Origin of the sequence: Shewanella maritima, from assembly GCF_043643735.1 — a bacterium.
In the GTDB taxonomy this organism is placed as follows: domain Bacteria; phylum Pseudomonadota; class Gammaproteobacteria; order Enterobacterales; family Shewanellaceae; genus Shewanella; species Shewanella maritima_A.
Genome location: NZ_JBHZSM010000024.1, coordinates 23,394 through 35,644 on the forward strand (window position 1 = coordinate 23,394; position 12,251 = coordinate 35,644).

Sequence of the window (12,251 nt, forward strand, 5' to 3'; positions counted from 1 at the left end):
TTGTATTAAAGGAATAAAAAATGAATCACAAGAAACATAATAAGGCCCTTTTATTCAGCACCGTTATGCTGTCGATGGGGATTGTTGGTTGTAATCAAACATCTAATGAACCTGTTAACGAAGTCGCAGAAGAAGTGCCGACTGAACAAGTTGAAAGGCCGACATTACCTTTCGAGACTGACATTAATATCTGGCCACAGCAAAAGCCTGCCATTGCCCTAGATGAAGCATTAGAAAAACGTGTGGCGGATTTGCTGAAAACGATGACGTTGGAACAGAAAGTGGCGCAGATGATCCAGCCTGAAATCCGCGATATTACAGTTGAAGATATGCGTAAATATGGGTTTGGCTCTTACCTTAATGGTGGTGGCTCTTTTCCATATGCTAATAAGCACTCTACACCAGCTGATTGGATCAAGTTAGCAGAAGATATGTATCAAGCATCGATTGATGACAGCTTGGACGGTTCATCAATCCCAACTATGTGGGGCACGGATGCGGTTCATGGACACAACAATGTCATTGGCGCAACCTTATTTCCACATAACATTGGCTTAGGTGCAGCCAACAATCCAAAGCTGATTGAGCAAATCGCAGCCATTACGGCCAAAGAAGTCATGGTAACGGGTATTGACTGGGTGTTCGCACCTACCGTTGCCGTGGTACGTGATGACCGTTGGGGAAGAACATATGAGGGCTATTCTGAGGACCCTCGCATCGTTAAAGATTATGCTTATGCGATTGTAGAAGGGTTACAAGGTGGCGTAAAAGATGACTTTTTATCTGATCAACATGTTATCTCAACCGTAAAACACTTCTTAGGTGATGGTGGCACAATTAAAGGTATTGATCAGGGCAATAACATTGCGACTGAGCAAGAGTTATTTGATATTCATGCTCAAGGTTATGTGGGCGGCTTAGCGGCAGGTGCACAAACGGTGATGGCTTCTTTCAATAGCTGGCATGGTGTGAAAAACCACGGTAGTCAGTATTTAATGACTGACGTACTGAAACAAAGATTTGCTTTTGATGGTTTTGTGGTCGGTGACTGGAATGGTCATGGACAAGTTGCTGGTTGTACGAATGAATCATGCCCGCAAGCTGTTAATGCAGGATTAGATGTCTACATGGTGCCAACTGATGCGTGGAAACCACTATATGAAAATACCATTGCTCAGGTGAAATCAGGTGAAATTAGCATGTCGCGTATTGATGACGCGGTTAGCCGTATTTTACGGGTGAAATTCAGAGCAGGGTTATTTGAAAAACCAAGCCCAGCCAAACGTCCACTGTCAGGTAAAACAGAGTTAATTGGTCATGCTGATCACCGTGAAGTCGCAAGACAAGCTGTGCAGCAGTCTCTTGTGTTACTTAAAAACAATCAAAATATTTTGCCGTTATCACCTACTGCTAACGTATTAGTTGCTGGTGATGGTGCTGACAACATTGGTAAACAATCCGGTGGCTGGACAATTACATGGCAGGGAACGGATAACCAAAACAGTGACTTCCCTGGTGCGACTTCGATTTACCAAGGTATTGAACAAGCCGTTACGCAAGCAGGTGGCAAAGCAGTGTTATCTGTAGATGGTAGCTTTACTACTCAACCTGATGTGGCCATTGTGGTGTTTGGTGAAGAGCCTTACGCTGAGGGCAACGGAGATATTGACAACCTTGAATATCAACGTGGTGACAAGCGAGATCTCGCTTTACTTAAGAGTTTCAAAGCAAAAGGTATTCCTGTTGTAGCCGTATTTATCAGTGGCCGACCTATGTGGGTCAATGCAGAACTTAATGCATCAGATGCGTTTGTGGCAGCATGGTTACCGGGTTCAGAAGGACAGGGCGTTGCTGATGTACTGTTTACCAAAGCCAGTGGTGAAATTAATGTGCCGATGACAGGCAAATTGTCTTTCTCATGGCCAATCACACCATTGCAATCGAGCGTGAATGTTAATGATGCTGACTATCAACCTTTGTTCGCCTATGGCTATGGCTTGGAATACGACCAACCGTCGACAGTGGCAAACGACCTATCTGAAGATAACCTAGCCAGCAGCGAGTCGCTTGAGCCATTGGTATTATTTGAACGTGCGGTTAAAGCGCCATGGCGCCTGACTATGGGTGATGAAAACCACCGCGAAGTGATTTCAAGTAGCATTCAATCTAATGACGTTGTTACAGTCAGAACATTGGATAAAGAAGTACAAGAAGATGCAAGACAGCTTAATTTCAACGGTAAAGGTATGGGCTATGTCGGGTTAGTGAGCAACTTCCCACGTGATTTACGTGCATACTCTAATAATCAGGCAAGCCTTGTTGTCACAATAAAAACCGCCTCTGCAGTACAAGATAAAGTGATGATTGGTGTGGCTTGTGATAGAGATTGTGGCAGTGAAATCGATATTAGTGCGCAGTTGAATGCTAAACACGTCAATGACTGGCAACAACTGAGCATTGATTTAGGTTGCTTTAGTCAGCAAAAAGCAGACTTTAGTAACATCAATGTTCCTTTCTATATCGCAACCTCACAGAAAGTAGAAATCAGCTTTAGTGATTTGATGTACCAACCTAACGCTGCTGATAAGGCAGATATAAGCTGTAGTCAGTAATGTCTTAGTAAGTTGAATACAGGGTTACTCTGAGCAAGTGTCTAACTTGATTAGAGTAAGCCTTGATTCGCTGAATACACATTTCTGCACATTAATCCTGCTACCTGGCATTGTTTACAGCAACTATTGTTTTACAGCGACTATTGTTTTACTGCGATTATCGTTTTACAGCGACAATTGCTTTACAGCGCAGAAAGCTTAGGTCATTTTCCCGTTTATCTTTTGAATACGAATGCATTGAAAGGGTTTCACTTTAATGGCGGCTAAGCATGGCTTAGTATCAATCACAATGTGACAACTTGGTAACATTCTTAAGAAGACGATTGCTTCTAACAGAGAGTAAATAGTTATAACTCAAGTACATCACTAGTGGCATAATGCCTGATAATTAACAGGTTTATGACTAATACCAATTAGGATAAATAAGTGATCAGAGATTACACAGAAAAAACCGCTTAGAACAAGGCAGGAATTGCAGCTAGCTAGTTGTTCTACCTACAAAATTTCTAACGATGTTATAAGCGATTTTAACCAGTAAGAATGATCACATACTTGTGCTGATTGGTATCATTTGAAGGATGTGGTTTTGAGTCGAATAGAAGCGATTTCAGGGTTTACAGTCAGCCGTAATATGCTCGATAGCATGGTCGTGATAGCGAAAGCAGCTGGTGAAGCCATCATGTTGAAGTATCAGCAAGATGATGTTGCCGTGACCCACAAGCAAGATGACAGCCCAGTGACTGAAGCCGATATTGCTGCTCATAAGGTGATAGTTGCAGCGCTGCAAACGCAGTTCAGTGATATCCCGCTTATGAGCGAAGAAGCGGCGGACATTGACTGGCACACGCGTAAACAGTGGCAAACTTATTGGTTGATTGACCCATTAGATGGAACCAAAGAATTTATAAAGCGAAATGGTGAGTTTACCGTCAATATTGCGTTAATCCACCAAGGAAAAGCCATCGCCGGTGTCGTGTATGCACCTGTGTTAAACCAATGCTTTTATGGTGCTATTGAACTAGGGGCATGGTTAGATAATGGTACTAGCCAACAAGTATTAGATATATCAACGCGACCGTTGAGTCTGGCTCCCGTTATTGTCGGTAGTCGCTCACATATCAGCCCTGATGTGGCTAAGTATGTAGCAAAAATTGGCGAGCACACCATGCAAAGTGTGGGGAGCTCACTCAAGTTTTGTATGGTCGCGACAGGTGAAGCAGATGCATATCCTCGCTTAGGACCAACCAGCGAATGGGATACCGCGGCTGCGCAAGCCGTGTTAGAAAGTGCTGGTGGTCAAGTGCTGTGTTATCCAGACATGACGCCATTAAGATATAACCAAAAACAACAGATATTAAATCCGTATTTTATTGCGGCAAGCCCTGCTTGGTTTACAAGCTATCACACGTAACAGCTTAGTGTGGCCTCAGGGAAATATCGCAACAACAATTAATTGATGGAGAGATTAACAATGATGCGAATGGGCGTTGACCTTGGGGGCACAAAAATTGAATTGGTTGCCTTAGCCGAAACCGGTGAGGAATTGTTTCGTAAACGTGTACCTACACCTAAAAATTACCCTGACACGCTGGATGCCATCATTGGTTTGGTCAATGAGGCTGAAACCGCAACTGGGCAAACTGGGAGTGTGGGTGTTGGCATCCCTGGTGTTGTATCGCCTTTAACCGGGCTGGTTAAAAACTCTAATTCTACTTGGATTAACGGTCATCCATTAGATAAAGATTTAAGTGAGCGCCTAGCGCGTGAAGTGAGAGTGGCAAACGATGCAAACTGTTTTGCAGTATCTGAAGCCACAGACGGCGCTGCAGCTGGTAAGGGTGTTGTGTTTGGGGTAATTATCGGCACTGGTTGTGGCGGCGGTCTTTCTGTAAATGGCAAGGTTCATGGGGGTGGTAATGGTATCGGTGGTGAATGGGGGCATAACCCTTTACCTTGGATGACTCCGGACGAATTTAACTCGACTTCTTGTTTTTGTGGCAACAAAGATTGTATTGAAACCTTTATATCAGGCACGGGCTGGGTAAGAGATTTTCGCCGTGCAGGTGGTGTCGCTGATAGTGGCATTCAAATTTCGCAAATGATGGCAGACGGTGACCCTTTAGCCACACAGGCATTTGTACGTTATATCGATAGACTGGCACGTTCACTTGCTCACCTTATCAATATGCTAGACCCTGATGTGATTGTATTAGGTGGTGGTGTATCAAACATTGATGCTATTTATTCAGAGTTACCAAAGGTACTGCCTAAATATGTTGTTGGTCGCGAGTGTGACACGTTAGTGGTTAAGAATATGTATGGTGCTTCTTCAGGTGTACGTGGTGCAGCATGGCTTTGGAGTAAGGAACAGTAAAGCTGTTTTGATTTCAAATGCTTACACGCATTCATTAACAGATTATAGCTCAAAGAAAAAAATCCACCTTTTAAAGACGGTGGATTTTTTGTTTGCCTCATAAATGGGGCATCTCAGTTGTTTAATAGTCTCAATTGCCTTTATAAACGGTGACATTTAAAGTCGTTGAAAACATATATCCGTTAAAAATAAAGTTGTTTTCGTCGAACACACCTGTATGTGCTTGCTGCGTGCTTTACGTGTCATTGCTTAGTCAGGCTCAAACGAGAAGGTCGCCTTATGGCGACCTTTTTAGTGAGACAAACTCTCAGTACTATGTCTCAGTACTAGGCTGCAGCCATTAATATTTTACGGCTTTCAGCTAAATCGATATCGCCATGTTCACCCAGCTTAATCATGCCGTGTTGTTCTAGTTGTTTAACCAGTGTATCAATAAATTCAGCGTCTACATCAACATGTGATAAACGGGTTGGCACTTGCATCTGGTTGAAGAAATCTTCTGTGGCTTTAATGGCTTTATCAATCTTTTGCTCATCAGTTCCGTCAGTGATCTGCCACACGCGTTCCGCGTATTGTACTAACTTGTCACGCTTTTGATCGCGACGGACTTTCATCACTGCTGGTAACACAATAGAGAGTGTACGTGCATGATCCACACCGTGGCTGGCAGTTAATTCGTGACCAATCATATGTGTCGCCCAATCTTGTGGTACACCTGCACCAATCAAACCATTAAGCGCCATAGTAGCTGACCACATGATATTGGCACGAACATCCATATCACTTTTAGTTTCAGCATCGAGTGCTTTTGGCCCTTCCTCAATCAAGGTTTGCAATAGACCTTCACTGAATCTGTCTTGTACTTTACCGTTTACGTCATAGGTCAGGTATTGCTCCATAATATGAACAAATGCATCGACAACACCATTACTGATCTGACGGTCAGACAGTGAAAGCGTGGTGGCAGGATCTAGCACTGCGAACTGAGGGCGAACCAGCGGACTTCCCCAAGGTAGCTTGTTGCCGTCACGGGTAATCACTGAACCATTATTTGATTCCGATCCTGTTGCTGGTAAAGTTAATATCGCGCCAATGGGTAATGCAGCTTTCACTGGTGCGCCTTTAGTGATGATATCCCACGGGTCTTCACCTTCAAATTTGGCCGCCGCCGAAATGAACTTCACGCCATCGATAACTGAACCACCGCCCACAGCGAGTAAGTAATCAACATTATTGTCTTGAATGATAGCTTGCGCTTTCATTAAGGTATCGTATTTTGGGTTTGGCTCAATGCCTGAAAACTCAAACCAAGTATGCTTTTCTAGTGCATTAACCACTTGTTGGTAAACGCCATTGTGTTTAATCGAGCCGCCACCATAAATGACCAACACCTTGGCGTCGATTGGGATTTCTTTAGCGATAGCACTGATTTGGCCTTCACCAAAATGAATTTTAGTGGTGTTGTGGAATGAAAAATTTAGCATTTTGTATTTCCTGAATGTGAGATGTTCAACTTTGCACAGAATGATGCGTTTTCACGCCAGATTAGCTAAGTTGAGCAATTAATTTTTCGGCAGTGAGCGCTGAACTTGCTGGATTTTGTCCAGTAATCACTAAGCCATCTTGTACTGTAAACGGGTGCCAATCAGCGGCCTTTTGATAGTCAGCCTGACGGGCGATTAATTCATCTTCTAATAAAAATGGCACAATTTCTGATAACTGCACCGCATCTTCTTCACTATTACTGAATCCTGTCACGGCTTTCCCTGCAATCAGGTATTGGCCTAGTGATGTTTTCGCATTAAGCAGGGCGGCAGAAGCATGACATACGGCTGCTACGGGCTTTTGCTGTGACACACATTGCTCAATTAACTTAATCGAGTCAGTGTTGTCGACCAAATCCCATAATGGGCCATGACCGCCTGGGTAAAATACGGCATCAAAATCATCAGCATTAACACTACTTAGTGACACTGTGTTAGCTAATTGCACTTTAGCTTCTTCATCTTTATCAAAACGCTGGGTATCTGCGGTTTGAAAGTCTGGTAATTCACTACTGGGGTCAATTGGTGGCTGTCCACCTTTAGGCGAAGCAATAGTGATATCAAATCCTGCCGTTTTAAAAACATAGTAAGGGGCTGCAAACTCTTCTACCCAAACCCCTGTTTTCTTACCGGTAGTACCTAGTTCATCATGTGACGTCAGTACCATCAAAATGTGTTTGTTCGCGTGTGTCATTACGGTTCCTTGTATCAAAGATGTGGGTATTAATTGGTATGTTTTCAAGTGGAGTGAGTATATTGCCCAAAACTTTTTGTAACAATGCAGATATATTAAGCTTCATTGGTCAAATTATTGATACAATGAGCAAGGGGTTGACTGGAGTAACTACGATGGATGTGTCATTTGAACAGCTAAAAAGCATGGTGGTGTTTGCTAAGGTGATAGAGCAGGGCAGTTTCAGCGGTGCAGCTAAGCGACTAGGCTTATCTCGTGCGGTGGTTAGCTATCACGTAAAGAAGCTCGAACAGCAGTTGCAAATCAAATTGTTAAATCGTTCAACCAGAAGCATTCATTTAACTGAGGCAGGGCAAGTGTATTATCAAGCCTGTAAAGTGATTGCGACCCAAGCCACAAGTGCAAATCAGCAAATGCAGAATGTGAAAAATGAGCCTGAAGGGCTGATTAAGCTAACTTGCCCTGTGAATGTGGGCTTGCAATTGATTGTGCCTGCACTCAATGAGTTTAAACAACGCTACCCAAAGATCAGTTTAGATGTATCACTTACCGATGATGTAGAGCACATTCTTAATCAGGGCATCGATTTAGCTATTCGCGGCGCACCGTTGGCAGATTCCGGCTTGCAAGCAACTCAATTGAGTGTATTAAAAACCTGTTTATGTGCTGCGCCGCACTATCTTGACCGTCATGGCAGGCCGCAAAAGCCTGCTCAATTAAGTGAGCATGAGTGGGTGATTTACCAAAGGCAATCTAAAACGATTGAACTTAGTCGAGGAAATCGTTCGTACAGCATCGCGATGACAGGCAGCTTAAGTACCAATAATGCTGCAGCGCGTACTGCCTTCGTTGAAGCTGGGCACGGCATTAGCAGAGTCCCCATTTATGATGTTCAGCCTAAAGTGTTGCAGGGCTCATTAGAGATTATATTGCCAGAGTATCAATTGGCAGATATTCCTTTATATGCAGTATTTCCTAAAGGCGCTGCTGAAGCAAAGCGAGTGAGATTATTGATTGATTACTTGAAACAGCATATTGGTCAGCTAACCGATGCTCCGATTGTCAGTTGAAACTTATGAAACCCTCTCCATTGTCTATAACAGCAGTAACATCACCACTGGCATAAGTCACCTGCTTAAAACGGTGACTACTTTAATTGGGTGATGTTATCAGGTGCATCAAGCCACAGTGGGTATTTTTTCATTACTGCTTCAAATAAGGCCGACTGCATTAAACCTGCTAGCCAAGCTCTTACTTTTGGGTAGGGGCTAGATTCGAACCAAGGCTTATTAACATGGGCAAATTGGCGAATAAAAGGAAATATCGCCAAATCAGCCAAATTAATATGTTTACCAAACAAATATGGGGATTGCGCAAGGCAATCCTCTAGCGTTTGAATAAAGACACAAGCCTGATCGCGGTAGTACTCTTCAGAATATTCTAGATGTCGGTCTGCATATTTGTATTTATCTAACCAAGGTTTAAATTGCTGGTCATTACTGGCAATCAGTTGCTGGTTGCAGTTGTCACTCAAGGAAGTCTGCAAAGCCTTATATGCCGTTAATGATAAATACTCGCCTTGTTGTTTATTGGGCTGTTCGTTGGGCAGAAATGAGCCAACACGCGGATACTCGGCCAAGGCGAATCGCATAATATCGAGGCTTTCTTCTAATACTTTGTCACTTGAGGAGGACTGATCCTGCTGAACAATTAATACAGGAACAGTGCCTTTGGGTGAAACGGCCAACATATGTTCAGGCTTGTTTCGTAACTCAATTTCTCGAATCTGTGGATTAAGACTACTTAAATGTAAGCCTAATCTAGCCCTCATCGCGTAAGGGCAACGCCTAAAACTATATAAAATAAAATGGTCATTCATGTTCTAAATCTTGTATTGGTTGTTGGCTATCTAAGCAGTTTGATTGGAACGATAACGAATAGCTAAGCAATCATTGAGTAAATGATTTTATGGCGTAATTAATGTGATTGAGGTAAGATTCTGCGCCTAAAATTGATCTAGATCAATATTTGTCGATCACCATTTTACTTATGCACTGGATTTACGTTCCAGCATGCGGAGAAAACACATGTCACAAGTCGTTGTTTGCGCACTTTATAAATTTGTTGCCTTACCAGAATTTGAATCTCTAAAACCTGAATTACAAGCGCAAATGGAAACGCTTGGGGTAAAAGGTACTTTGTTACTGGCCAAAGAGGGCATTAATGGCACTGTAGCGGGGAGTCAGCAAGCCATTGATGAGTTATTAACTTGGTTAGGTAAACAGCCCAATTTGAATGATATTGTGTACAAACTGTCTTATGACGACAACATGCCATTTTACCGTACTAAGGTGAAATTAAAGAAAGAAATTGTCACCATGGGTGTTGAAGGTATCGATCCGAGAGAAGTGGTCGGCACCTATGTGAAACCACAAGATTGGAATAAGTTGATTTCAGATCCTGATGTACTGTTAGTTGATACCCGTAATGATTACGAAGTGCAAATTGGTACATTTGAAAATGCCGTTAACCCAAACACAGAAACCTTCCGTGAGTTTCCTGATTACGTAAAACAAAACCTCGACCCAGCCAAGCACAAAAAGGTAGCGATGTTCTGCACTGGTGGCATTCGCTGTGAAAAATCAACGGCCTATATGAAGCAGCAAGGCTTTGAAGAGGTGTATCATCTTGAAGGCGGCATCTTAAAATACCTTGAAGAAGTGCAGCAAGAGCAAAGCATGTGGCAAGGGGAGTGCTTTGTATTTGATAACCGAGTTGCAGTGAATCATGACTTAGAAAAAGGTCAATATGATCAATGTAATGCTTGCCGTTTGCCTATCACTGAACAAGATAAGCAGTCAGAACATTACGTACAAGGGGTGAGCTGCCCACACTGTATCGACAAAATTTCAGATGAACAGCGTGCACGCTTTATTGAACGCGAACGCCAAATGCAATTGGCAAAAGCCCGTGGTGAAAGCCATTTAGGCAGTGATGTTAAACAGGTGATGACAGCGCGTAGACACAACAAACAGCAGCAAAAGCAGGCACAGCAGAAGAAGTAGCTTGTTTGTTGTGATTGACCGATAAAAGCACGCATTCGCGTGCTTTTTTGTGTTTTGATAATGTTCTCAACCAGTTAGGCGATGATAAATAGGGGCTTCGGAAACATAGCAAAGGTTTAGTTACACTATAATTAGCGCCGAGGAAGCAAAAGCCAACTGCTTTTTGTCCTTGTTGATTTTCTTGTTAGCACTACGAGCACCAAAACAAGCAAATAATAACTTATTGCACCACCACTATAACCTTCACGGTGCTCAACCTTTGCAATTTTTTCTTCTTTTACTCGCACTTTAAAACGAGCCAACTCTGCATCCAAATTAACCGTCATATCTGTAACTGCTATACCAAAACCTTCAAGAGACTTTTCAGCTAGCGTATCGTCAATTCCAACAGCAGTAGTTCTTTTTTCAAGTTTATTAATACCCGGAGCTCTAAAAAGCATCTTTTTACTTTTTATATCAAAAACAGCCGTATCAACAAAGGTTTGTATAGAGTTTTCATTACCAGGGATAATATACATACCGACTATTGTCCAATAGAGTAAAGCAGCATTATTTTCAAGTGATTGTGTTACTTGGTCATAAGAAACTAACGCCATTACATCGACATCATAAAGCCTTCCAACTTGCTCCAAAGTTGAAAAACCTTCTCCGCCATTTAAGTAAGTACTTGGTATGATTTCAATACGATCAATATAATCATATTTAAGAAATGAACTTTTGACTTTCTCAAGAAGTTCAACTTGATCTTTACCTTGAATTCCATCTCTTTCCCAATTTTTAGATGGAACAAAAGCTAAACCTACTTTTACAGGTAATTTTAAAACTGGTATTTCTGGTTTATGTTCAGAACGACTTGTTTCATCTGGATATAGAAAATCCATCAAACTACTCGATTGCGTTTTCTTTCCAGTATTTTGGCTAAGTATAGAGCTGCATGATGTTAAAAAAGCTATCCCTAGTATTATGATTAATATTCTAGATTTCATCGGCATTCCTTTTGGTAGTGCTAACGCTTTAAGTTGTGAGTAAACGTGTGCCATGTTTGAGCGATAGCGAGTTCGGCACGCGTTTGCGAATCAGACTTGAAGGCTTTGTTATAAGCCTGCTGAAAGTTGTTCCCATTCGATAACTCTAGCTCGTATTAATTTGATGGAAATATCAGCTTTTTCTGCAATTTCTTTTTGGTTTTGTTCTGCTTCCTGCCAATATTGCTCAAATCCACTGCTGTCAAACGGTGATTGATACTGATATTTAACTGACTCAGTATGTGCAAGTTTATCAATATCAGTTAACGAATCATAAATGCTTTCAGGATAAAATGGTCGCTTCTTTTCTCTTAACTCATAAAGCTTTAATCGTGCTTCATATAACGATTGAAGGCGTGCACTTTTAATTTCTTCTTCGGTTTTACCTTCAGGAACTCTATCAAACACAGGTCTCAAACTATTAGCACGATTTCGTACGTCTACAAGCAATTCAGTGAGTTGTTCTAGAATTGCAAACTCTCGTTCATATCGAACACTACTGGTTTGCAATTGAGATGATAGATCTGCTTTAGTGGCTTCTAATTGATGAGCATAATCGTTTTTCACTGACTCGATTTTGTCAGTGATCTCAGCAATATCTTCTTTTGTAGCTAAGTTCTTACCTTTTTCAGACGAGTATGAAAAGAGCAGTTTTCTAAACAAATAAATGCAGCCAACACTAATAAGAATTAGTATTTGAAGGGTTATTATTAATGCTGATTCCAATTTGACGCCTCCTTTGGCTTATAACGCCCTGTGAGGTGTGAGCAACGCAATAGCAATGTCGCCGCATACCACCTTAATCACTTAAACCAACGCATGATGAAAATGCCATGCGTTGCGAATCGATCTTAAAGTGATTGTATGGATAATAAACCCACCTAATTAACAATTAATTCCCTATTTCGGGTAATGTGAGACCCAGGCTTTAGCTGCA

The 12,251-nt window shown here is 42.0% G+C and carries 10 protein-coding genes; 5 read left to right on the forward strand and 5 right to left on the reverse strand.

The window, feature by feature from the left end; translation table 11 throughout:
* Positions 1-20: 20 nt before the first annotated feature.
* From ACHUGF_RS17700 to mak, 3 genes are all read left to right on the forward strand, one after another.
* Positions 21-2,612, forward strand: coding sequence for a glycoside hydrolase family 3 protein (locus tag ACHUGF_RS17700; protein WP_394133225.1), 2,592 nt, complete (start codon positions 21-23; stop codon positions 2,610-2,612).
* Positions 2,613-3,243: 631 nt separating this feature from the next.
* Positions 3,244-4,023, forward strand: a complete 780-nt coding sequence (gene cysQ, locus ACHUGF_RS17705; RefSeq protein WP_394133237.1) for a 3'(2'),5'-bisphosphate nucleotidase CysQ — start codon at positions 3,244-3,246, stop codon at positions 4,021-4,023.
* 60 nt (positions 4,024-4,083) lie between these two features.
* A complete protein-coding gene (gene mak / locus ACHUGF_RS17710; RefSeq protein WP_394133227.1) occupies positions 4,084-4,986 on the forward strand; it encodes a fructokinase in 903 nt (300 codons plus the stop codon).
* A gap of 326 nt (positions 4,987-5,312) precedes the next feature.
* On the opposite strand, the gene ACHUGF_RS17715 is transcribed toward mak, so the two are convergent.
* Positions 5,313-6,470 (reverse strand): iron-containing alcohol dehydrogenase, encoded by a 1,158-nt coding sequence (locus tag ACHUGF_RS17715; protein WP_394133228.1) that lies wholly within the window; start codon positions 6,468-6,470, stop codon positions 5,313-5,315.
* A 61-nt stretch (positions 6,471-6,531) separates the two neighbouring features.
* The gene (locus ACHUGF_RS17720) at positions 6,532-7,224 is read right to left on the reverse strand and encodes a type 1 glutamine amidotransferase domain-containing protein (protein WP_394133230.1); all 693 of its coding nucleotides are present in this window, start codon (positions 7,222-7,224) and stop codon (positions 6,532-6,534) included.
* Positions 7,225-7,379: 155 nt separating this feature from the next.
* Between ACHUGF_RS17720 and ACHUGF_RS17725 the strand changes: the two genes are divergently transcribed.
* Positions 7,380-8,294: a LysR family transcriptional regulator gene (locus ACHUGF_RS17725; RefSeq protein ID WP_394133238.1), complete on the forward strand. Its 915-nt coding sequence runs from the start codon at positions 7,380-7,382 to the stop codon at positions 8,292-8,294.
* A 77-nt stretch (positions 8,295-8,371) separates the two neighbouring features.
* On the opposite strand, the gene ACHUGF_RS17730 is transcribed toward ACHUGF_RS17725, so the two are convergent.
* Positions 8,372-9,103, reverse strand: coding sequence for a glutathione S-transferase (locus tag ACHUGF_RS17730; protein WP_394133231.1), 732 nt, complete (start codon positions 9,101-9,103; stop codon positions 8,372-8,374).
* A 208-nt stretch (positions 9,104-9,311) separates the two neighbouring features.
* On the opposite strand from ACHUGF_RS17730, the gene trhO reads away from it, so the two are divergent.
* Positions 9,312-10,289 carry an oxygen-dependent tRNA uridine(34) hydroxylase TrhO gene (gene trhO / locus ACHUGF_RS17735; RefSeq protein ID WP_394133232.1) on the forward strand — a complete coding sequence of 326 codons (978 nt, stop codon included), beginning with the start codon at positions 9,312-9,314 and terminating at the stop codon, positions 10,287-10,289.
* A 131-nt stretch (positions 10,290-10,420) separates the two neighbouring features.
* Here trhO and rhlP read toward each other — a convergent pair whose 3' ends face one another.
* Both rhlP and ACHUGF_RS17745 read right to left on the reverse strand, forming a co-directional pair.
* A complete protein-coding gene (rhlP, locus tag ACHUGF_RS17740) occupies positions 10,421-11,275 on the reverse strand; it encodes a rhombotarget lipoprotein (RefSeq protein WP_394133233.1) in 855 nt (284 codons plus the stop codon).
* A gap of 108 nt (positions 11,276-11,383) precedes the next feature.
* Positions 11,384-12,040, reverse strand: a complete 657-nt coding sequence (locus ACHUGF_RS17745) for a hypothetical protein (protein WP_394133235.1) — start codon at positions 12,038-12,040, stop codon at positions 11,384-11,386.
* Between the last annotated feature and the right edge of the window lie 211 nt (positions 12,041-12,251).

What these genes read in the sequence shown, in the direction of transcription:
- ACHUGF_RS17700 (WP_394133225.1), top strand. Translation starts at nt 21, where the DNA reads ATGAATCACAAGAAACATAATAAGGCCCTTTTATTCAGCACCGTTATG.
- cysQ (WP_394133237.1), top strand. Translation starts at nt 3,244, where the DNA reads ATGCTCGATAGCATGGTCGTGATAGCGAAAGCAGCTGGTGAAGCCATC.
- mak (WP_394133227.1), top strand. Translation starts at nt 4,084, where the DNA reads ATGATGCGAATGGGCGTTGACCTTGGGGGCACAAAAATTGAATTGGTT.
- ACHUGF_RS17715 (WP_394133228.1), bottom strand. Translation starts at nt 6,470, where the DNA reads ATGCTAAATTTTTCATTCCACAACACCACTAAAATTCATTTTGGTGAA.
- ACHUGF_RS17720 (WP_394133230.1), bottom strand. Translation starts at nt 7,224, where the DNA reads ATGACACACGCGAACAAACACATTTTGATGGTACTGACGTCACATGAT.
- ACHUGF_RS17725 (WP_394133238.1), top strand. Translation starts at nt 7,380, where the DNA reads ATGGATGTGTCATTTGAACAGCTAAAAAGCATGGTGGTGTTTGCTAAG.
- ACHUGF_RS17730 (WP_394133231.1), bottom strand. Translation starts at nt 9,103, where the DNA reads ATGAATGACCATTTTATTTTATATAGTTTTAGGCGTTGCCCTTACGCG.
- trhO (WP_394133232.1), top strand. Translation starts at nt 9,312, where the DNA reads ATGTCACAAGTCGTTGTTTGCGCACTTTATAAATTTGTTGCCTTACCA.
- rhlP (WP_394133233.1), bottom strand. Translation starts at nt 11,275, where the DNA reads ATGAAATCTAGAATATTAATCATAATACTAGGGATAGCTTTTTTAACA.